This is a genomic window from Streptomyces sp. NPDC005374 (assembly GCF_042872225.1).
Lineage (GTDB): Bacteria > Actinomycetota > Actinomycetes > Streptomycetales > Streptomycetaceae > Streptomyces.
The window spans coordinates 1-20,744 of sequence record NZ_JBIAKA010000016.1 but is presented as its reverse complement, the minus strand read 5'-3'; the positions used below and the strand labels follow the sequence as shown (position 1 = coordinate 20,744).

Genomic DNA, 20,744 nt, shown 5'->3' with positions numbered 1-20,744 from the left:
GCGGCAGCGCATGGAGTTCCGGCAGTCGAGCAAGCTCAGCGAGGTCTGTTACGAGATCCGCGGCCCGGTGATCGAGCACGCCGACGCGCTGGAGGAGGCGGGCCACAGCGTGCTGCGCCTCAACACCGGCAACCCCGCACTGTTCGGCTTCGAGGCGCCGGAGGAGATCCTCCAGGACATGATCCGGATGCTCCCCCAGGCGCACGGCTACACGGACTCCCGGGGCATCCTCTCCGCCCGCCGCGCGGTCGCCCAGCGCTACCAGACCCTGGGCCTGGAGGTCGACGTCGACGACGTCTTCCTCGGCAACGGCATCTCCGAACTGATCTCGATGGCCGTACAGGCGCTGGTCGAGGACGGCGACGAGATCCTCATCCCCGCCCCGGACTTCCCGCTGTGGACGGCGGTGACAACTCTCGCCGGGGGCAAGGCCGTTCACTACCTCTGCGACGAACAGGCCGACTGGTACCCGGACCTGGACGACATGGCGGCCAAGATCACGGACCGCACCAAGGCCGTGGTCATCATCAACCCCAACAACCCCACCGGCGCGGTCTACCCCAAGGAGATCATCGAGGGCATCCTCGCCCTCGCCCGCCGGCACGGCCTGATGGTCTTCGCCGACGAGATCTACGACCAGATCCTGTACGACGACGCCGTGCACCACTCGGTCGCGGCGCTCGCCCCCGACCTGGTCGTGCTGACCTTCTGCGGCCTGTCGAAGACGTATCGGGTGGCCGGCTTCCGCTCCGGTTGGCTGGTGGTCACCGGCCCGAAGCAGCACGCGAAGAACTACCTGGAGGGCCTGACCATGCTGGCCTCCATGCGGCTGTGCGCCAACGCGCCCGCCCAGTACGCCATCCAGGCCGCACTCGGCGGCCGGCAGTCCATCAACGACCTGACCGCCCCGGGCGGCCGGCTGTACGAACAGCGCACCGTGGCCTGGGAGAAGCTCAACGAGATCCCCGGCGTCTCGTGCGTGAAGCCCAAGGGCTCGCTGTACGCGTTCCCGCGTCTGGACCCCAAGGTCCACAAGATCCACGACGACGAGAAGTTCGTCCTGGACCTGCTGCTCCGGGAGAAGATCCAGGTCGTCCAGGGCACCGGCTTCAACTGGCCGGCGCCGGACCACTTCCGCATCCTCACGCTGCCCCACGCGGAGGATCTGGAGGCGGCGATCGGACGGATCGGACGGTTCCTCAGCGGGTACCGGCAGTAGCCGGTGGGGTTACCGGGATTCACGGTCACGGAGAGCGGGGATGCCATAGGGTACGGCCACTGATCCCAGGGGTCGGGGGGATCGGGGGATGGGGGAACCCCAGATGTTCTTGCCCGGTCGGCGTGCGTCGCGCACGCCCTCTGCGTTACGCGGCCGTCTCACCGTGCTGGTCCTGCTCGTGGTCCTCGCGGGCAGCCCGTGGGTGCAGAAACCTGTGTGGGATCTCTACGACGAGGAGTTCTACCGGCAGCTGCGGACCGACGAAGAGCCCCTGCGCTGGCTCCTGGAGGCGGCGTTCCTGCCGAACTGGGCGTTCTCCTCCGAGCGGTACGGCAGCACCTCGGCGCTGGTCGTGAACGATCTCGCCGTCCTGGTACTGCTCGCGGCCCTCGTCCTCCTCGCGCGGCGGCTGTCGGCCCGCGGCACGTCGCGCCTGCTTCGCTGCCTCGTGGTGGGAGTGCTGGCCTCGGCACTGGCCAACCTGTCGTGGTGGGGCATGCACGAGGCCTTCGTCGACGACGTGGTGCTGACACCGGCCGACACGCTCGTGAAGGACCTGCTGCGCAGCGCCCTCCTCTTCGGCCTGGCGGTCGGCGCGCTGCTCGCGCTCCTGACCTCCGGTCTGCCGGGAAGAGCTGCCCCGGGCTCCGTCGGCGCCGGGGTGGCGCCGCTCCGCCGCTGGAGAGAGGGAGGGCCCGGTATGACGACCGCGCCGGTCCGCATGCCGGTCGGAAGCGCGCCGGGTGACGTCACCCGGTACCTGTGCGCCGGGGCCTACGTCGACGAGGGCTTCGCCGACCGGGTGGTGGAGGACCTCCTCGCCGACGAGGCCGGTGCCGTGGCCGCCTCGCCCGGCGTCGATCTGGTGACGGTGGCACGCCACTGTCTGACGGCCCAGGAGATGCGGCACCACCGTGATCTGCGGCTGACCGCGGCCTTCGGCCTCGTGGCACTGCTCGCTCCCCTGTGGCTGGTCTTCGTCGCGGTGCTCCTGTCGGCCACCCGGCAGCCGGCCGGACGGCCGAGTCTGGCCACCCGCGGCCGCCACCAGCCGGAGGGCAGGGCGCTGGTGGGCACCGGGATCGCGGCCGGCGTCGCGGTGCTCCTCGCCTTCTCCTTCGGCGTGGTCGTCTCGTCCCTGCCCACTCCCGGCTTCGTGAGCTGGCTGCTGGGCTCCTACCTCGCGGGGGTGCCGGCCGCGCTCGCCTACATCGCGGCGGTGGCCTTCGCCTACGTCACGGTCGTACGCCATGACCTGGACGTCGACCGGCTGCTGCGCACCACCATGACCCGCGAGGCGTTCGCCCGGCAGCCCCGTCCGACCGTGCCGCGGCGCAAGTGGATGGCCGGGCGGCTCACGGCCATCAGGGAGGCGCAGGACGGGAACGTCACCGTGTACAGCGGGTACGCGCCCTTCGTCGGCTACTCGAAGGCCGCCTCGCAGTGGCCGCTCGCCGTGCCGCTGTTGCCGGCCGAGGACTCCGTCGGCGGGGTTTCGCGGCCCGTCGTGCCGGAGCCGTTCACCGTCACCGAGCTCGTCGACCACGTCCGCGCGCGCCTTCGGGCGACCGGCGCGCGCGGCCCGGCCGACGGGGCGGCGGCTGGTGCAGAGGCCCTCGGGTCCCTCGTCATCGAGGACCGGATCTTCGCGAGCGGCACGAGTGTCGGTGACGACGAGCGGTTCATCCGGACCACGAGCCTCGCCCCGGCCGCCCGGCTGTCGGCCGAGGAGGTCGAGCGGATCGTGGAGCGTCCGACGGGTGCGGTCCGCCACTTCCTGGCGGTGCATGTGCCGCTGTGGGGCGGGGACGTGGTGCCGAGCGTGTTCCTGCACTTCTCCACCGCGGGCGGAACGCTCCACCTGTACTGCAGCAACCACGTGCTCGGCCCCGTACGGGCGGACTACCACGTCGTGGACCGGCTGCGCGGCCCCCTGACCGCCGACGCCCGACGAGGAGTGCTGCTGGACGCCGTCTCCCGCACCGGCGGGGCCTTCTTCGCCGCCCCGCTCCGGGCGCTGCGCCAGGCCCGCTTCGAGGACCGGCACAACAGACGCATGACGGACGAACTCAAAGCCCTGGAGCAGGACCCGGTCTACGACTTCGGCGCCCGGATCAGCGTCCGGGAACTGGCGCTGAGCCCGGACTACCACAACTACTTCCAGGTCGTGGACGCCGCGCGGATCACGTCCCTGGTGGAGCGCCACACCCTCGCCGCGATCCGCGAGTTCCTCGACGAGCGCGGCTACGACACCACCGACTTCCGCGCCCAGCAGCAGACCATCCTCAACCAGGGCCTCATCCAGCAGGGCGGCACGAGCATCATCGGCAACCAGGCGATCGGCACGGGCGCGACCGCCACACAGAACGTCCCGCAGCAGTCCGGTGCGGCCGCCCCGAGCGCCGCCGGCGGTTCCGGCAAGTAGGAGGTCCGCATCATGGGCAACGACGACAGGCGCCAGGACCCTCCGGTCAACAACGGCGTCATGATCAGCGGCGGCACCCACTACGTGGGCAACCAGGCCGTGGGGCAGGGCGCCCAGGCGTTCTCCGGCTCGGTCTCCTTCCAACCGCAGGACGCCGAGCGCACGGCCGAACTCCTCGCGTACGTCGAGCGGTTGCTGGAGGAGCACCGCGCGGCGCTCACCGACCCCGACGCCACCGCCAGGGAGGTACGCCGGCTGCGCGAGGAGCTCGACGAGGCCGAACCGCAACCCACGGTCCTGCGGCGGGCCCTGGACCGCCTCAACGAGTTCGTCCAGCCCGTGACACCGCTCGTGGTCGCGGTGGGACAGCTCGCCCAGTCGGTACAGGGGCTGCCGGGGATCTGAGGGTCGGGGTGTGCACGCCGGTGATCACGGAGGGGGATGTCAGACCCGGGCCGTAGTCTTCGAGTGGGCTGATCGCGGGAGCAGGTCAGCCCTTCGACCAGGCCGCTCACCGGGGAGGTGTCCCGTCATGACCCGACCGCCCACCGCCGCGCAGCGGCGTGTCATCGACGCCGCCGATCCCGTCACCGGGCGGCTGAAGGGCACCGCGGCCCAGCTCGACGCCCTGGTCAGGCACGGCCTGGCCTTCCGGCATCCGCGGCCGCCGCACGACCACTTCCTGACGCCGGCCGGGCACCGCGTACGGGAGACGGCGGTGGTGGCACCCGAGCAGCTCGAGCAACCCGCCGCCCCGGCCACCGCCGGTGTGTTCGCCGCGCACGTCGGCGGCACGGAGGACCGCGTGGACACGGCCACCGGTCCGGCCCGGCTGCGTGAGGTGCACAGTGCCTGGCAGGGACTGCTGGAGCTGCGCCGGATGACCCACGCGGACGGGGCCACCGACCGGCCGTGCGCCTGGGAGCGCGCCCACCTGGTGCAGGCGGCCGCGCTCGCGCTGGAGGCGGCCGGACACACACCGGAAGCGGGGGGCTCGCCCGGGTACCGGGTCCGTGCGACCCCGCAGCCGGAGGCCGTCGCCGTGCACGCCCCGGACGCGGAGACGCTGCGGGCCTGCGCGATCACACTGGAGGGCGCCGGCTGGCAGGTCGGCGAGTACACACAGCCACGGACCAGAGCCCGGTACGTACTGGCCTCACCGCGCCGGGTGTAAGAGCCTGTGTCACATCCCCGGTCGGATCAGCGCACGTCGTCTGGTGCGTGCGATCGCAAGGCGCCGGAGTGTCCTCGTAGCGGAGCTACTAGGACATTTCGGCAACGCGGCGAGCGTGCGTGCCAGGCGGCGGGCGCCCGGCCGGGGATGTGACACAGGCTCTAAGGCACACATGCCAGGATCGGTCCCGCAACTGCCGTGGTACGAGAGGGGATTGACGTGAGCGAGCCGTATTCCGTGCCGGTGATCGTCCGCGGATACGAGACGGACGTGCAGGGCCACCTCAACCAGAGCGTGTACCTCAACTACGCGGAGCACGCCCGCTGGTCACTGCTCGAGGCCGCCGGGATCACCCAGGCCGCCCTCATCGGCAGCGGGGTGGGCCCGGTGGCGCTGGAGACCACCATCCGCTACCGGCGGGAGCTGCTCGCGGGCGACGAGGTCGAGGTGACCTGCGGCTTCGAGTGGGGCGAAGGCAAAACGTTCCGAATACAGCAGACGATCCGCAAGAAGGACGGCACGGTGGCCGCCGAGATCACCGCGGTCGGCGGCCTGCTGGACCTCGGGGAGCGGCGACTGGTCGCGCACCCCGACGAGGTCTTCAAGGAACTGGCCGCCGACCCGAGCCTGTTCGGCCTGTAGGTCAGACGGGTTCCGGTTCACGCTCGGCGTCGTAGCCCGCCCGCGCCTCGGCGATGTAGACCCTGTTGCGCTCGGCCCAGTCGGTCAGGCGCTGCAGGGTCTCGTGCAACTCGCGGGCGACCGGGGTGAGTTCGTACTCGACCCTGGGCGGCACCGTCGCGTGGACGGTGCGGGTGACGAGGCCGTCCCGCTCCAGGTTGCGCAGGGTCAGGGTCAGCATGCGGCGGCTGATGCCCTCGATGCTGCGCTCCAACTCGGTGAAGCGGATGGGGCCGTGGGCGGCCGCGACCAGGATCTGCACGCTCCATTTGCCGGAGACCCTGTCAAGAACCTCTCGCACCGGGCACGCGTGCGCGTTCACGACCTGGACGGTAACACCGGTGTTCCTCTGGGACATCGGACTGCCTCCTTACGCCGCTCTCCATGGTCACTGACGATGTTCCCCGTTACAAGTCGTGCACCTGACGCACTTGTCGGAACCTATGGAGAAGGCGGAGGCCACATCGCCATGACGGCCATCATCGAGCGCCCTGCGCGAGCGTCGCACCGAACGTACTCCCGCTGGACGGCCCTTGTCGTGCTGTGCGCGGGAACCCTCATGACCGTCCTGGACGGCAACATCGTCACGGTCGCCATGCCGGCTGTCCAGAGCGACCTCGGCTTCTCGGGGCCGGGGCTGGCCTGGGTGGTCAACGCCTATCTGATCCCGTTCGGCGGGCTGCTGTTGCTGGCGGGCCGGCTCGGCGACCTGGTCGGCCGCAAGCGGATGTTCACGGCGGGGCTCACCGTGTTCACGGTGGCGTCCGTGCTGTGCGGGGTGGCCACGGACCGGGGCATGCTGATCGCGGCACGTGCCCTGCAGGGCGTGGGCGGGGCGATGACCTCGGCGGTGGTGCTCGGGATGCTGGTCGCGCTGTTCCCCGAACCGCGTGAACGGGCCCGTGCGATCGCGGTGTTCAGCGCGGTCGGTGCCGCGGGCGGGGCGCTGGGCACGTTCCTCGGCGGGGCGTTGACCCAGGCGCTGAACTGGCACTGGATCTTCCTGATCAATCTGCCGATCGGCATCGTCGCGCTGCTGGCCGCCGTCCGCGTGCTCGACCGGGAGGACGGCGAGGGACTCGGCCGGGGTGCCGACTACCCCGGCGCGGCACTGGTGACCGGCGCGCTGATGCTCACGGTGTACATCATCGTCGGCTCCGGCGACCGCGAGGTGACGACCACGCTCCTCCTCGCGGCGCTCTCCCTGGCCCTGTTCACGGCGTTCACCCTCCGCCAGGCGCGTACGGCCCGCCCGCTGCTGCGGTTGCGGCTGTTCGGCTCCCGGCTGCTGTCCGGCGCGAACGCCGTCCAGATCCTGATGATCGCGACGATGTTCGGCTTCCAGTTCCTCGGCGCTCTGTACATCCAACGCGTCCTGGGATTCGGCGAGTTGCTCACCGGCACGGCCTTTCTGCCGGCGCCGATCGTCATCGGTGTGCTGATGCTGGGGCTGTCCGCGCGCACCATCGGGCGGTTCGGCCCGTACCGGGTGCTGCTGGCGGGGCTGGCCCTCATCGTGGCCGGAATGGCCCTTCTGAGCCGGGCCCCCGCCGACGGCTCGTACCTCCTGGACGTCCTTCCGCCGCTGCTGTTGCTGGCCGTCGGATTCGCGGCGGCGATGCCCGCACTGACCGGTCTCGCCATGTCGGGGGCCCGGGAGGAGGACGCGGGTCTGGCGTCCGGCTTGTTCAACACCACGCAGGTGGTGGGAGGTTCGCTGGGGCTGGCGGTGCTGACGGTACTGGCGGCGAGCCGGACGGACGGATTGCTGGCCGGCGGGGCGGAGGCGGTGTCGGCGACTGCCGAGGGGTACCAGCTGGCGTTCCGGGTGGGGACGGGGATCGCGATCGGGGCGCTGGGGTTGGCCGCGGCCGTGTTGCGGCCGGGCGCACGAGGGGGACGCGGGCGGGGATAGACGCCTCCGGATGTGCCTCACTGTGCCGCCCTGCCGCCGTGGACCGTCGGCGGGGCGTGCGCGATCATGATCCGAATGGACTCCCGATTCCTTGGTATCGCCGATCTGCAAGGCGCCCGAGCCCCGTCCGTGGCGGTCGTGGTCGACGTCATGCGTGCCTTCACCGTGGCCGCCTGGGCCTTCGCCCGGGGGGCGGAGAAGATCGTCCTTGCCGGGTCGCTGGACGAGGCCCTTGCGCTGAAGGCCCGCCAACGGGACTGGGTGGCGCTCAAGGACGGCCCGCCCGCGCCCGGGTTCGATGCCGTCAACTCGCCGGGGCTGCTGCGATCCCTCGACCTGGATGGACGGACCGTCGTGCAGAAGACCACGGCCGGGACGGTCGGGGCCCTGGCGGTGAAGGAGTCGCCGCTGGTGCTGTGCGCCGGTTTCGTGGTGGCGGAGGCGACGGCCCGGCTTCTGCGGACGCGCCGGAGTGACAGTGTCACGTTCGTGGTCACCGGCGAGGACGGGCAGGCCGAGGAAGATCTGGCGTGTGCCCAGTACATCGCCCAGAGGGCCACCGGGGCAGGGACGGACGCCTCCGCGTTCCTCCGCCGCGCCGCCGGGTCACGTGCCGCAGCCGAACTGACGGAGGGGGTGCGTCAAGGAGTCCATCCCGACGACGTCGCGCTCTGTCTCGAGGTCGACCGGTTTCCCTTCGCCATGGTGGCGGCCCCGGAGGACTCGCTCATGGTCCTGCGTCCACACGTGGTGTCCGCGCAGACCGACGTCGACCAGGTCTGACGGCACGTTTCACGCACCCGAACGCCTCGGCAGCGCGCTTACGGTGGACGCGTGACCAACGAATGTGCGGCTGACGCCGGGCGATCGACTCCCCTTCACAGCGCCTTATTTGGAGACCACGTGGCCCTCCTGTCCGCCGCCGCACGCCGTACCCTGCTCGCCGCTCTGCGAGCCGGGGTGCTGAGTACCCGGTGGTCGTCCGCCGGGGCCGCGGGCCCGACCGGGCTCGACATCCCGGCCAAGAAGGACATCGCGATGCGGCTGGTGTCCAGCGCGGAGAACTCCTCGCTGGACTGGGAGGCCCAGTACGCGTACATCGAGGACATCGGGGACGGCCGGGGCTACACCGCAGGCGTCATCGGTTTCTGCTCCGGTACGGGCGACATGCTGGCGCTGGTCGAGCTCTACACGGAACGAGAGCCCGACAACCCCCTTGCCTTCCATCTCCCCGCTCTGCGCGCGGTGAACGGCACGGACTCTCACGAGGGACTGGACCCGGACTTCCCCTCGGCCTGGCGCGAGGCGGCCAAGACCTCCGTGTTCCGGGAGGCGCAGCGGGACGAACGGGACCGCGTCTACTTCGACCCGGCGGTCGCGCGTGCCAGGAAGGACGGGCTCGGCACGCTCGGCCAGTTCGTGTACTACGACGCGATGGTCATGCACGGGCCCGGCTCCGACGCCCTCAGTTTCGGCGGCATCCGCAGCCGGGCCCGCGAGAGCGCCGACACCCCCGCGGCCGGCGGCGAGGAGACCGGGTACCTGCACGCTTTCCTGGACGCGCGGGTGTGGGCGATGCGGCAGGAGGCGGCGCACCGTGACGTGAGCCGCGTGGAGACGGCCCAGCGGGTGTTCCTGGAGGCGGGCAATCTCGACCTGGACACGCCCCTCAAGTGGAGGGTGTACGGGGACACTTACGAGATCGACTGAGCGGGGAGAGCAGATTCGCCTCCACCCCGAGCGCGACCGTTCCGGGACGCGTGTGTCCGACACGCGCCCCGGCACAGCCGCCGTGGGACCCGGAACCCGGGTCCACGGCCGCCGGCCGGGAGCCGTCCCTCCCGACCGGAGCTCTGGTGGACCGGTCAGCCCTGCGCGGCGATCCGTGCCAGGCGCTGGGCCTGTTCGCGCGTGGAGCGGGCGATGGCGTCCTCGTCGACGTGCAACAGGCGGCCGTTCTCGACGATCTGACGGCCGTTCACGAACGAGGCCGTGACCGGTGCGGCCGCGCCGAAGACCAGTGCGGTCACCGGGTCGGCGATCGAGGCGTGCGCGAGGGTGTCGAGTTTCCACAGCACCAGGTCGGCGAGCTTGCCGGCCTCCAGGGAACCGGTCTCGGCGGCGCGGCCCAGTACCTGGGCGCCGCCGTACGTCCCGAGGCGCAGGGCCTGACGGGCGTTGAGGGCCGCCTCCCGGTGTGCTCCCAGGCGGTTGATGAGCAGCGCGTTGCGCAGTTCGGTGTGGAGTTCGCCGGACTCGTTGGACGCCGTGCCGTCGACGCCGAGCCCGACCGGGACGCCGGCCGCGAGCATGTCGGGGACGCGGGCGATTCCAGCGCCGAGGCGGGCGTTGGACGAAGGACAGTGGGCGACACCCGTCTTCGTCCGGGCGAACGCGGCGATGTCGGAGTCGTTCATGTGGACGCAGTGCGCCATCCACACGTCCTCGCCGAGCCAGCCGGTGGACTCGAAGTAGTCGGTCGGGCCCATGCCGAACAGTTCCTTGCAGAACTGCTCCTCCTCGACGGTCTCCGAGCCGTGGGTGTGCAGGCGCACACCGAGACGGCGGGCCAACTCGGCACCCTCACGCAGGAGTTCGGTGGAGACGGAGAACGGCGAGCAGGGCGCGACGGCGACCTGGGTCATCGCGTCGAAGGAGGAGTCGTGGTGCTCCCTGACGGTGGCCTCGGTGGCGGCGAGGGCGCCTTCGAGGGTCTCGACGGCGAAGTCCGGGGGCAGGCCGCCGTCCTTCTCACTGCGGTCCATGGAACCGCGGGCGAGGGTGAAGCGGACACCCGTCTCGCGGGCGGCACGAATGATCGCGCCGGACAGGTCCCCGGAACCGGCGGGGAAGACGTAGTGGTGGTCCATCGCGGTGGTGACACCACCGCGGGCCAACATCGCCAGGGAGCCCTGGGCGGCCGAGTACACCATCTGCTCGTCGATGCGCGCCCAGGTCGGGTACAGCGCGACGAGCCAGTCGAAGAGGTTGTGGTCGGTGGCCAGGCCCCGGGTGATCCACTGGTAGTAGTGGTGGTGGGTGTTGACCAGGCCTGGCGTCACGAGGTGGCCGGTGGCGTCGATACGGCGGACGACGTTCTCCAGGCCCTCGGGAGCCCGGCCCGCACCGAGCGACTCGATGCGGTTGCCGGCGATGACGACGTACCCGTCCGCGTACTCGGTGTCGTTCACGTCGACGGTGGCGAGCGAACAGTTCTCGATGACAATGCGCTGGGCGGCTGCCATGGTTCTTCCTTCTTGGTTCCGGGGCAAGGGCACAGCAGGACTCACAGGTTGGTCAGGTCCACCGGGATCCGCGGCTCGACGCCGTCCCTGAGGACCGTCGCCTCGATCAGGCCGTAGGGCCGGTCGGCGGCGAAGTACACGGCACCGTCCTCGGTGGCGTTCTTGAGGCCGAAGGGCTCCAGGTCGACCAGGAAGTGGTGCTTGTTCGGCAGCGAGAAGCGGACCTCGTCGATCTCGTCCCGGTTCTCGATGATCCGCGAACCCATCTGGTAGAGGCTCTGCTGGAGGGAGAGCGAGTACGTCTCGGCGAAGGCCTGGAGCAGGTGCCTCTTCACCTGCTCGTAGGACTCCTCCCAATCGGGCATCGGCTGCTCGTCGTCGGACCAGTCGAAGCGCCAGCGGGCGGAGACCTCGGTGGCCAGGATGCGGTCGTACGCCTCGGGCAGGGTCGTGTACTTGTCCTTGACATAGCCCCAGAACTCGGAGTTGGTCGAGTTCATGACGGTCAGGTCCTTGAGCCCGGAGACGACCTCCCAGGCGGAGCCGTCGTACGTGATCTGGGTCAGACGGGTCTCCTGGCCCTGGCGGACGAAGGAGTGCTCCTCCTGGCCGGCCGCCTCGATCCGCTCCCAGGCGTACTCCTCGATGCGGATCCGCGCGGTTTTGATCGGTTCCTGGCTCGTCACGAAGTGCCGGGCGAGGTGGATGCCGAACTGTTCGGCGGACTCGATGCCGTGTTCCTTGGCGAACGCGTACACCGTGTTCTTGGTGGTGTCGGTCGGCAGGACGTTGGCGTTGGAGCCGGAGTAGTGGACCTCCTCCATGTCGCCGCTCAGCGACACCGAGACGTTGAGGTCCTTGATGTGGTGGGTGGCGCCGTCCCGCGTGATCTTGACGACCCGGTTCTCGGCCTTGCCGTACTGGTTCTGCCCCAGGACCACGGGGCGGGCAGGGCGGGGGTTGACGGTCATGTAGCTAGCTCCCTCGGTAAACGGAGTAGCCGAACGGGTTGAGCAGCAGCGGTACGTGGTAGTGCTCGCCCGGCTCGACGGCGAACGTGATCGCCACCTCCGGGAAGAACGCACCGCTGTCCCGGTTCGCGGGGGCGTCCTGCTGCGCATCGGCTTGCCTGGTGGAGAAGTAGGGTTCGACCTCGAAGTCGAGCCGTACGTGGGTGGTTCCCTGCGGCAGCGCCGGCAGGTCCTTGCACCGCCCGTCGGCGTCGGTCGCGGAGCCGCCGAGCGTCTGCCAGTCGGCATCCCGGCCGCTGCGGGCCGCGAGTGCGACGGCTACGCCCGCGGCGGGGCGGCCGACACTGGTGTCGAGGATGTGCGTCGACACCGAGGCGGTGGTGCTGGTGCTCATACTGATCGGTCCTCTTCGACGATGCGGGCGAGCCGGATGCGATTGATCTTGCCCAGCTCGGTGCGGACGATCTCGCGTTCCCGCTCCGGTGAGTTGCCGATCCGCTCCTTGACCGCCTCGCGCATCTGCTCGCCGGTGAGACCGGTGGCGCAGATCAGGAAGACATGGCCGAACCGCTCCTGGTACGCCAGGTTCAGATCGAGCATCTCCGCCTTGAGGCCTTCGGAGGCGCCGGCCATGCCGCGCTGCTCACGAGCCGAGGTCGGGTCCCCGGGCTTGGGGCGGCCGATCGGCGGGTGGCCGGCCATGGCCTCGGCGAGGTCGTCGGCGGTCAGCTCGCCCATGGCGGTGTCGCTGGTGGTGTACAGGTCCTCGACGGTCGCGTAGGGGCGGGCGGCGAGCAGACGCCGAACCCACGCCGTCGAGGCGCACGCCTCGAGGAGGACGGCGTGGGCCGCGTACTCCTCCAGGACGTTGAACCGGGCCAGGCCGGGGGACGTGGAAGTCGAAGTCACGGGAGTCAGCTAACGCCCCCACGCGACATCACGTCAACACTTTGTTGAAAATTCGGGGTTACGAAACCCGGCTGCATGAGCCGCCTACGCTTTGTCCCGGTTCAGGTAGTTGTAGACCGTGAAGCGGCTCACCCCGAGGGCGCTCGCCACGGTCTCCACGCCGTGCCGTACGGAGAAGGCGCCGCGCGCCTCCAATATCCGTACGACCTCCTGCTTGGCCTTGCGGTCCAGGTCGGCGAGCGGCTTGCCCTGCTTGCGCTCCATGGCGGCCAGGATGTGATCGAGGGAGTCCGCGAGTTGCGGCAGCCGTACGGCGACCACGTCGGCGCCCTCCCAGGCGAGCACGACGTCGTCGGGTCCGGCCTCGTCCGGCGGGAGCATCTCGCCGCCCATGGCGTCGACCAGCGGCTTGACCGCCGCGATGAACGGCTCGTCGGTGCTCACGCGTCGGCCTCCCCGAGCACGTTCACCTGGAGGGAGATCCGGGTGGCACCGGCGGCCAGGGTCCTGCGCAGCAGGGCGTCCACGGCGGTGAGCACCTCGTCGGAGCCGCCTTCGGCCGTGTTGCCGAACGGGCCCACGTCCACCGCGTCCAGTTCGGCCGCCTCGATGACCTCACGGGCCACGAGCGCGTGCTCCGGGGCCTCGTCCAGGTCGAAGGGTTCGGTCGTGAACTCCACTCTCAATCGCACGCGCACAACCTAACCCGAGGTGCCGTTTTCCGTCGGGCCCTCTTGACAACGCCTTCGACCCGACGGCAATCTTCCAATAAGCAGAAACTAACTTCCGCATTATGGAAATCTTCGACACGGAAGGGAGCGCCGGGACCCCATGGGATTCACGGAGCAGCGCTTCAACGTCAACCTGTCGATCCTCTTCACGGAACTCCCGCTCCTGGAGCGCCCGGCGGCAGCCGCCGCGGCCGGCTTCACCGCGGTCGAGCTGTGGTGGCCCTGGATCGACACGCCCACCCCCGAGCAGTCGGAGCTCGACGCTCTCAGGAAGGCGATCGAGGACGCGGGCGTCCAGCTCACGGGCCTGAACTTCTACGCCGGCCGACTGCCGGGCCCCGACCGCGGCGCCCTGTCGCTCCCCGGCGAGGAGTCGGAGAAGTTCCGCGCCAACATCGACGTGGCCGCCGGCTTCGCCCACTCCCTCGGTGCCACGGCGCTCAACGCCCTCTACGGCAACCGCGTCGACGGCGTGGACCCGGCCGAGCAGGACGCGCTCGCCCTGCGGAACCTCGTCCTCGCGGCCCGCGCGGCCGACCGGATCGGCGCGATCCTCCTGATCGAGGCCCTCAACAAGCCCGAGTCGCCGCGGTACCCGCTGGTGTCGGCCCCGGCGGCGGTCGGCATCGTCGACAAGGTGAACGGGGCGACGGGCCTGGACAACGCGCGCTTCCTCATGGACCTCTACCACCTGTCCATGAACGGCGAAGACCTGCCGGCGGTGATCGAGGAGTTCACGCCGAAGACCGGCCACGTCCAGATCGCCGACAACCCCGGCCGCGGAGCCCCCGGCACCGGCTCGCTCCCCCTGGCGGACCTCCTCGACCGGCTCCGCAAGGCGGGCTACGACGGCTGGGTCGGCCTCGAGTACAAGCCGGGCGACCGCCCGAGCGCCGAGGCCCTCGACTGGCTCCCCCGCTGACCCTCTTCCGGAAAGGCATCCCCATCATGAGCAGTCTCCCCAAGATCGCCTGGATAGGCCTCGGCATCATGGGCTCGCCCATGTCCGAGAACCTGGTCAAGGCGGGTTACGACGTCACCGGCTTCACCCTCGAACAGGACAAGCTGGACCGCCTGGCCGCCGCCGGTGGCCGTACCGCCGGTTCGATCGCCGAGGCGGTGCGGGACGCCGACGTCGTCATCACGATGGTGCCCGCCTCTCCGCAGGTCGAGGCCATCGCGTACGGTCCCGAAGGCATCCTGGAGAACGCCCGCGCCGGTGCCCTGCTGATCGACATGTCCTCCATCACCCCGCAGACCTCGGTCGACCTCGCGAAGGCGGCCTCCGCCAAGGGCATCCGCGTCCTGGACGCGCCCGTGTCCGGCGGTGAGGCCGGCGCGATCGAGGCCGTGCTGTCCATCATGGTCGGCGGCGAGCAGGCCGACTTCGACGAGGCCGAGCCGGTCTTCGAGGCGCTCGGCAGGACCATCGTGCTGTGCGGTCCGCACGGCTCCGGCCAGACCGTGAAGGCCGCCAACCAACTGATCGTCGCCGTGAACATCCAGGCGTGCGCCGAGGCCGTGGTCTTCCTGGAGAAGTCGGGCGTGGACCTCAAGGCCGCCCTCGACGTCCTGGGCGGCGGCCTCGCCGGCTCGACCGTACTGACGCGCAAGAAGGACAACTTCCTCCAGCGCGACTTCACGCCGGGCTTCCGCATCGACCTGCACCACAAGGACATGGGCATCGTCACCGACGCCGCCCGCAACGTCGGCGCGGCCCTGCCCGTCGGCGCCGTCGTCGCCCAGCTGGTCGCCAGTCTGCGCGCCCAGGGCGACGGGGGCCTGGACCACTCGGCGCTGCTGCGGACCGTGGAGCGGCTCTCCGGCGCCCAGGTCTGATCCCGACTTCCGGTCCGCGGCGGCGCTGACATCTGTCCTGTCGCGCCCAGGTGCCGCCGCGGACCGGAACCCATACCCACACGGGGACTGAGACTCCCTGTCCGCACCCAGCGCGCCGGGCGACCCGGATGAGGGGTGATCGTCCGGTGCCGGGTGCGGGCAGGGGATGGACCGCGGCGGTGGGCGAGCCAGTGCGGTGGTGAAGGCGCCGGGCCCCCTTCTTCGACCTGAGGGAAGGGTGCGTACCGGTTCCGTCGCCGCCGCCGCGGTCCCGGCATTGCCGGGGGCGCAGGACACGGAGGGTTCCGTGTCCTGCGCCTTTTGCCGTTTGGCGGATGCGGGTGCGTCGTGGCTTGTCGCGCAGTTCCCCACGCCCCTGGGTGGGTTCAGTGAGGGCCTGCCCAGCTGTACCCACCTGTCCGGGGGCGCCGGGAACTGCGCGACAAGCCCCCACCGGCCCGCAGCGGACTGCTACGGAACCTCAAATCAACCTCTGAACATGGGTCAAGGGGCTTCAACTCGACCCCGCCCCGGGCACATTCTCTACACGTGAGGCCGGCCGGCACGGGGGCGGCGGGCCGCACGACGGGGGACGGCATCGGGGGAGCCGGGCACGAGAAAGGGCGGTCCCACCAACACGGTGGGACCGCCCTTCCGTTGTGCCCGGTGTCAGACCGTGAGCGGACGGATCGACGTCGGCGCATGGCCCGGCTCCGTCGCGAGCTCCTCGAACTCCACGACGTTCCCTATGTCGTTGGTCGTCGACATGGAGATGTTGGTGACGCGTTCCAGGATGGCCTCGACGACGACCGGGACCCGGAACTCGGCGGCGAGCTTCTTGGCCTGATCGAAGGCGGCACCGAGCTCGGCCGGGTCGGTCACCCGGATCGCCTTGCAGCCGAGGCCCTCGACGACCTTGACGTGGTCGACGCCGTAGAGGCCCAGTTCCGGGGAGTTGATGTTCTCGAACTCCAGGTTGACCTGGAAGTCGATGTCGAAGGCGCGCTGGGCCTGGCGGATCAGGCCGAGGTAGGAGTTGTTCACGAGGACGTGGATGTACGGGATCCGGTGCTGGGCTCCGACGGCCAGCTCCTCGATCATGAACTGGAAGTCGTAGTCACCGGAGAGGGCCACGACCTGCGCCTCGGGGTCGGCCTTGGCGACGCCCAGCGCGGCCGGGATCGTCCAGCCGAGAGGGCCCGCCTGGCCGCAGTTGATCCAGTGGCGGGGCCGGAAGACGTGCAGCATCTGCGCGCCGGCGATCTGGGAGAGGCCGATCGTGGAGACATACCGGGTCTCCGCGCCGAAGGCCCTGTTCATCTCCTCGTAGACGCGCTGCGGCTTGATCGGGATGTCGTCGAAGTGCGTACGGCGCTGGAGGGTCGCCTTCCTCTCCTGCGCCGAGGCCGCCCACGCCGAGCGGTCGGGGAGCCGACCCGCCTCCTTCAACTCCCTTGCCACCTCGACGAAGAGGGCCAGGGCGGCCTTCGCGTCCGACGCGATGCCGTAGTCCGGTGCGAAGATCCTGCCGATCTGGGTGGGCTCGACGTCGACGTGGACGAAGGTCCGGCCCGCCGTGTAGACGTCCAGTTTGCCGGTGTGCCGGTTGGCCCAGCGGTTGCCGATGCCGAGGACGAAGTCGGACTCCAGGAAGGTCGCGTTGCCGTAGCGGTGCGAGGTCTGCAGGCCGACCATGCCGGCGTTCAGCTCGTGGTCGTCGGGCAGGACGCCCCAGCCCATGAGGGTCGGGACGACCGGGATGCCGGTCAACTCGGCGAACTCGACGAGGAGTTCGCAGGCGTCGGCGTTGATGACACCGCCGCCGGCGACGATCACCGGGCGTGCGGACTCGTTGAGGAGACCGAGCGCCTTCTCGATCTGCGGGCGGGTCGCGGCCGGCTTGTAGACCGGCAGGGGTGCGTACGTCTCCGGGTCGAACTCGATCTCCGTCAGCTGGACGTCGATGGGGAGGTCGATCAGCACCGGTCCCGGGCGGCCGGAGCGCATGAGGTGGAAGGCCTGCTGGAAGACGCCGGGGACCTGGGCCGCCTCCAGGACGGTGACGGCCATCTTGGTCACCGGTCCCGCGATGGAGGCGATGTCGACGGCCTGGAAGTCCTCCTTGTGGATCACGGCGGTCGGGGCCTGACCCGTGATGCACAGGATCGGGACGGAGTCGCCGGTCGCGGAGTACAGGCCGGTGATCATGTCGGTGCCGGCGGGCCCCGACGTGCCGATGCAGACACCGATGTTGCCCGGGTGGGTGCGGGTGTATCCCTCGGCCATGTGCGAGGCGCCCTCGACATGGCGGGCGAGGGTGTGATGGATGCCCCCGGAGGCCTTGAGTGCCGCGTAGAAGGGGTTGATCGCCGCGCCGGGGACACCGAACGCGTCCGTGACACCTTCACGCCTGAGGATCTCAACTGCCGCGCGGGCAGCGGTCATTCGAGCCATGGAGTACTCCTGCTTCGGCTGTCGGATGCGTACTCCCGTCGCGCCCCGCGGCGAGTACTTCCTTATTGTGGAATTAGTTTTCTACTATCTGGAAGTAATGTAGGTGGGTGGGTGAAGACCGTCAAGAGCGGGACAACCGGGCACGCCCTGGAGGACGATGAGGCCATGTCCGAGAGCGTGTCGGTGCGCTGTCCGGTCTGCCGGAGCGAGCACCTCTACGCGGCGCCGTCGTACCCGTGCGAGTGCGGCGCCCCGGTCCACCCGGCGCTGGACCGGCATGGCGCGCCCGTGGCCGTCACCCACCAGGTGTGGGACGAGGCGTGGGTGACCGTGGAGTGCGCGGTGTGTGGCCGCACGGCGCAGTGGCCGCAACCGGAGTTGGGCTGCGCCTGCGGGACGGTCCTGCGGATGCCGTTGGCCGACGGTACGAGTCCGGGCCCGGAGGCGGATCCGGCCGCGCCCGCCGCCGCTCCCCCGCGTCGGGCCTTCCAGCCGATCACGATCCGCACCGCGCGCGACGCGGTCACCGTCGCCGCGCTGTATCTGCGCTGGCTCGGCTACCAGGACATCCGGCGCGCGGACCAGCGCCCCCCGTCCGGCATCGGCCTCGCCGCGCGCGGTCTGCTCGCCCAGGTGGATCCGACCGTACGGCCCGCCTCACCGCGGGACGTGGAGTGCCTGTGGCTGACGGCCATGACGGAGTCCGCGCACTGCGTGTACTTCTCGCTGGCCGGCTACACCACCGAGGCCCGCGCCCGCGCCGACTCCCTCGGCGTCCCCCTGTTCGTCCTCGACCTGACGGGCACCCCGCAGCCGGTGAACGGCCTGGCGGACGAGTTGGGCGCGTAGGCCTCCGGCGGGGCGGGCGGGCACATCCGGGGGCCGTGCGGGCCAGGGCGAGTCGTGCGGGCACATCCGAGGGGGCAGCCCCGAGCCCGGCCAGCAACTGCGGGCGGACGGCGGGCTCGGCCCCGCACCGGATCCAGGGCATTCTCAGCCGCCTGGCAGGCGGGGCGGGTCGTGCAGGCCGGGGCGGGCTGGCCGAGCCGTGCGGGGCGGGCCGCCGGCCCTCAGGGGTTGGGCCGAAGTTGGAGCCACAATCCGTCTCCGACGGCCGCCCTTCGCGGTCAGGCCGGCGGGTGGGTCCACACGAAGGCGGTCCTGGCAGGAGGACGCCCACAAGGCGGGCTTACGCTCAGTCGACAGCGTCGGCCTTCAGCGGTTCGGTCGGAGCCGCGCCCGTCTCCGACGTCGGCCCAGCACGGCCAGCCCGGCGGGCGGGGCCGCAAGAAGGTGGTCCGGGCGGGCACTCCCACGAGGCAGACACCGCCGCCCTTCAGCGGGGGCCCGCGCCGGGACCACGGCCGATTCGCACGCCGCGCCGGGCGGGCGCACGGAACAGACCGGCGTCCCGGCGGACACCACCCGGCCCCGGCGTCTCGGCCCGCCGGAGCCAGAACCGCTCCCCCCCGCCACGCCGGGCGAACAGCGCCGCCCCGTCACCCCTCCCCGTACGTCTCCCGCAGTTCGATCTTGCGGACCTTCCCGGAGACCGTCATCGGGAAGGCGTCCAGGATCCGCAGCCGGCTCGGGATCTTGTAGTGGGCCAGCCGCCCTTCGCAGTAGGCGCGCAGTTCCTCCAGCGTCGGCGGGGTCGCCGGGTCGCGCGGGATGACGCAGGCCAGGACCTCCTCGCCGTAGCGCTCGTGCGGTACCCCGACGACCTGGACGTCCGCGATCTTCGGGTGGCCGTAGAGGAACTCCTCGATCTCGCGCGGGTAGATGTTCTCGCCGCCCCGGATGATCATGTCCTTGATGCGGCCGACGATCTCGACATAGCCGTCCTCGCGCATCATGGCCAGGTCGCCGGTGTGCATCCAGCGTCCGGCGTCGACGGCCTCCGCGGTCTTCTCCGGCTCGTTCCAGTAGCCGAGCATCACGCTGTAGCCGCGGGTGCACAACTCCCCTGCCGTCCCCCGGGGTTGGGTGGTCCCGGTCGCCGGGTCGACGACCTTGACCTCGATGTGCGGCAGGACGCGGCCGACCGTTCCGGTGCGGTGTTCCAGGTCGTCGTCCCTGCGGGTCTGGAGGGACACCGGGGACGTCTCGGTCATGCCGTAGCAGATGGAGACCTCCGCCATGTGCATCTCGGCGACCACCCGCTTCATCACCTCCACCGGGCACGGCGAGCCCGCCATGATGCCGGTGCGCAGGCAGGAGAGGTCGTACGTCGCGAAGTCGGGGAGGTTCAGCTCGGCGATGAACATGGTCGGGACGCCGTAGAGCGAGGTGCAGCGCTCCTGCTGGACCGCGCGCAGGGTGGCGGCGGGGTCGAAGGACGGGGCGGGGATGACCATGCAGGCGCCGTGGGAGGTGGCGGCGAGGTTGCCCATCACCATGCCGAAGCAGTGGTAGAAGGGCACCGGGATGCAGATCCGGTCCTGCTCGGTGTAGGCGATCAACTCCCCCACGAAGTAGCCGTTGTTGAGGATGTTGTGGTGGGAGAGGGTGGCGCCCTTGGGGAAGCCGGTCGTGCCCGAGGTGTACTGGATGTTGATGGGGTCGTCGCAGGACAGCTCCGGGTACTCGGCGGCGCGGCCCCCGCGCTCCAGCAACACGTCCCAGCTCGGGTCGCCGAAGTACACGACCTGCCGCAACTCCCGGCACCTGCCCCGCACTTCGTCGATCATCGCCCGGTAGTCACTCGTCTTGTGACTGAGGGATGCGAAGAGCAGGGAGACGCCCGCCTGGTTGAGGACGTACTCCACCTCGTGCGTGCGGTACGCCGGGTTGATGTTCACCATGATCGCGCCGATGCGGGCGGTGGCGTACTGGACCAGCACCCACTCGGGGCAGTTGACCGCCCAGATCCCCACCCGGTCGCCCTTGGCGATGCCGCCGGCCATCAGGGCCCGCGCCAACTCGTCGACGTCCGCGCCGAATTGCTCGTACGTCCAGCGACGCCCCGAAGGCACGTCCACGAGCGCCTCGCGGTCCGGCCAAGTGGCCACCGCCCGGTCCAGGTTGGCACCGATCGTGTCGCCGAGGAGTGCGGTCCCGCCGGTCCCATGGGTGTACGAGGTCACCGGAAGTCCTCCTCGCGGTACTCGGCGGCCGACCCGGCTGCCGTGGCCTCGCGCAGTTCGATGCGGCGGATCTTGCCGGAGACGGTCTTGGGCAG

The 20,744-nt window shown here is 70.5% G+C and carries 20 protein-coding genes; 11 read left to right on the top strand and 9 right to left on the bottom strand.

Going from position 1 to position 20,744, the window contains the following annotated elements:
* Window positions 1-10 precede the first annotated feature (10 nt).
* The 5 genes from ACFYRX_RS33930 (at window position 11) to ACFYRX_RS33910 (ending at window position 5,460) form a co-directional block, all read left to right on the top strand.
* On the top strand, window positions 11-1,219 hold the full coding sequence (locus tag ACFYRX_RS33930; protein WP_389108182.1) for a pyridoxal phosphate-dependent aminotransferase: 1,209 nt from the start codon (window positions 11-13) through the stop codon (window positions 1,217-1,219).
* A 163-nt stretch (window positions 1,220-1,382) separates the two neighbouring features.
* The gene (locus tag ACFYRX_RS33925) at window positions 1,383-3,644 is read left to right on the top strand and encodes a hypothetical protein (protein ID WP_389108179.1); all 2,262 of its coding nucleotides are present in this window, start codon (window positions 1,383-1,385) and stop codon (window positions 3,642-3,644) included.
* Window positions 3,645-3,656: 12 nt separating this feature from the next.
* A complete protein-coding gene (locus ACFYRX_RS33920; protein ID WP_389108176.1) occupies window positions 3,657-4,049 on the top strand; it encodes a hypothetical protein in 393 nt (130 codons plus the stop codon).
* A gap of 127 nt (window positions 4,050-4,176) precedes the next feature.
* Window positions 4,177-4,818 carry a hypothetical protein gene (locus ACFYRX_RS33915; RefSeq protein ID WP_389108174.1) on the top strand — a complete coding sequence of 214 codons (642 nt, stop codon included), beginning with the start codon at window positions 4,177-4,179 and terminating at the stop codon, window positions 4,816-4,818.
* Between the two features lie 219 nt (window positions 4,819-5,037).
* The gene (locus ACFYRX_RS33910; RefSeq protein WP_389108171.1) at window positions 5,038-5,460 is read left to right on the top strand and encodes an acyl-CoA thioesterase; all 423 of its coding nucleotides are present in this window, start codon (window positions 5,038-5,040) and stop codon (window positions 5,458-5,460) included.
* 1 nt (window position 5,461) lies between these two features.
* On the opposite strand, the gene ACFYRX_RS33905 is transcribed toward ACFYRX_RS33910, so the two are convergent.
* Entirely contained in the window at window positions 5,462-5,857 is a 396-nt protein-coding gene (locus ACFYRX_RS33905) for a winged helix-turn-helix transcriptional regulator (RefSeq protein WP_389108168.1), read from the bottom strand.
* 111 nt (window positions 5,858-5,968) lie between these two features.
* Here ACFYRX_RS33905 and ACFYRX_RS33900 point away from each other — a divergent pair, with 111 nt between their 5' ends.
* The 3 genes from ACFYRX_RS33900 (at window position 5,969) to ACFYRX_RS33890 (ending at window position 9,124) form a co-directional block, all read left to right on the top strand.
* A complete protein-coding gene (locus ACFYRX_RS33900; protein WP_389108165.1) occupies window positions 5,969-7,414 on the top strand; it encodes an MFS transporter in 1,446 nt (481 codons plus the stop codon).
* A gap of 75 nt (window positions 7,415-7,489) precedes the next feature.
* Window positions 7,490-8,197, top strand: a complete 708-nt coding sequence (locus tag ACFYRX_RS33895) for a 2-phosphosulfolactate phosphatase (protein ID WP_389108162.1) — start codon at window positions 7,490-7,492, stop codon at window positions 8,195-8,197.
* Window positions 8,198-8,317: 120 nt separating this feature from the next.
* Complete coding sequence (locus tag ACFYRX_RS33890; RefSeq protein ID WP_389108160.1) at window positions 8,318-9,124, top strand: chitosanase; 807 nt, start codon at window positions 8,318-8,320, stop codon at window positions 9,122-9,124.
* Window positions 9,125-9,279: 155 nt separating this feature from the next.
* Here ACFYRX_RS33890 and ACFYRX_RS33885 read toward each other — a convergent pair whose 3' ends face one another.
* The 6 genes from ACFYRX_RS33885 to ACFYRX_RS33860 form a co-directional block, all read right to left on the bottom strand.
* Window positions 9,280-10,659 carry an 8-oxoguanine deaminase gene (locus ACFYRX_RS33885; protein WP_389108158.1) on the bottom strand — a complete coding sequence of 460 codons (1,380 nt, stop codon included), beginning with the start codon at window positions 10,657-10,659 and terminating at the stop codon, window positions 9,280-9,282.
* A gap of 41 nt (window positions 10,660-10,700) precedes the next feature.
* Window positions 10,701-11,630 carry a factor-independent urate hydroxylase gene (pucL, locus tag ACFYRX_RS33880; RefSeq protein ID WP_389108155.1) on the bottom strand — a complete coding sequence of 310 codons (930 nt, stop codon included), beginning with the start codon at window positions 11,628-11,630 and terminating at the stop codon, window positions 10,701-10,703.
* A 4-nt stretch (window positions 11,631-11,634) separates the two neighbouring features.
* Window positions 11,635-12,024 carry a hydroxyisourate hydrolase gene (gene uraH / locus ACFYRX_RS33875; protein ID WP_389108152.1) on the bottom strand — a complete coding sequence of 130 codons (390 nt, stop codon included), beginning with the start codon at window positions 12,022-12,024 and terminating at the stop codon, window positions 11,635-11,637.
* Complete coding sequence (gene uraD, locus ACFYRX_RS33870) at window positions 12,021-12,539, bottom strand: 2-oxo-4-hydroxy-4-carboxy-5-ureidoimidazoline decarboxylase (RefSeq protein ID WP_389108149.1); 519 nt, start codon at window positions 12,537-12,539, stop codon at window positions 12,021-12,023. The genes uraH and uraD overlap by 4 nt, the downstream gene beginning before the upstream one ends.
* Window positions 12,540-12,623: 84 nt before the next feature.
* On the bottom strand, window positions 12,624-12,932 hold the full coding sequence (locus ACFYRX_RS33865) for a helix-turn-helix domain-containing protein (RefSeq protein WP_356590518.1): 309 nt from the start codon (window positions 12,930-12,932) through the stop codon (window positions 12,624-12,626).
* 47 nt (window positions 12,933-12,979) lie between these two features.
* A complete protein-coding gene (locus ACFYRX_RS33860) occupies window positions 12,980-13,231 on the bottom strand; it encodes a hypothetical protein (RefSeq protein ID WP_389108147.1) in 252 nt (83 codons plus the stop codon).
* A gap of 139 nt (window positions 13,232-13,370) precedes the next feature.
* Here ACFYRX_RS33860 and ACFYRX_RS33855 point away from each other — a divergent pair, with 139 nt between their 5' ends.
* Both ACFYRX_RS33855 and ACFYRX_RS33850 read left to right on the top strand, forming a co-directional pair.
* Window positions 13,371-14,192 carry a TIM barrel protein gene (locus tag ACFYRX_RS33855; protein WP_389108144.1) on the top strand — a complete coding sequence of 274 codons (822 nt, stop codon included), beginning with the start codon at window positions 13,371-13,373 and terminating at the stop codon, window positions 14,190-14,192.
* A gap of 26 nt (window positions 14,193-14,218) precedes the next feature.
* Window positions 14,219-15,109, top strand: coding sequence for a 2-hydroxy-3-oxopropionate reductase (locus ACFYRX_RS33850; protein WP_389108142.1), 891 nt, complete (start codon window positions 14,219-14,221; stop codon window positions 15,107-15,109).
* A 669-nt stretch (window positions 15,110-15,778) separates the two neighbouring features.
* On the opposite strand, the gene gcl is transcribed toward ACFYRX_RS33850, so the two are convergent.
* A complete protein-coding gene (gene gcl, locus ACFYRX_RS33845; protein WP_389108139.1) occupies window positions 15,779-17,563 on the bottom strand; it encodes a glyoxylate carboligase in 1,785 nt (594 codons plus the stop codon).
* A gap of 165 nt (window positions 17,564-17,728) precedes the next feature.
* On the opposite strand from gcl, the gene ACFYRX_RS33840 reads away from it, so the two are divergent.
* Window positions 17,729-18,412: a hypothetical protein gene (locus ACFYRX_RS33840; protein ID WP_389108708.1), complete on the top strand. Its 684-nt coding sequence runs from the start codon at window positions 17,729-17,731 to the stop codon at window positions 18,410-18,412.
* A gap of 650 nt (window positions 18,413-19,062) precedes the next feature.
* Here ACFYRX_RS33840 and ACFYRX_RS33835 read toward each other — a convergent pair.
* A complete protein-coding gene (locus ACFYRX_RS33835; protein ID WP_389108136.1) occupies window positions 19,063-20,649 on the bottom strand; it encodes an AMP-binding protein in 1,587 nt (528 codons plus the stop codon).
* Window positions 20,650-20,744: the final 95 nt, after the last annotated feature.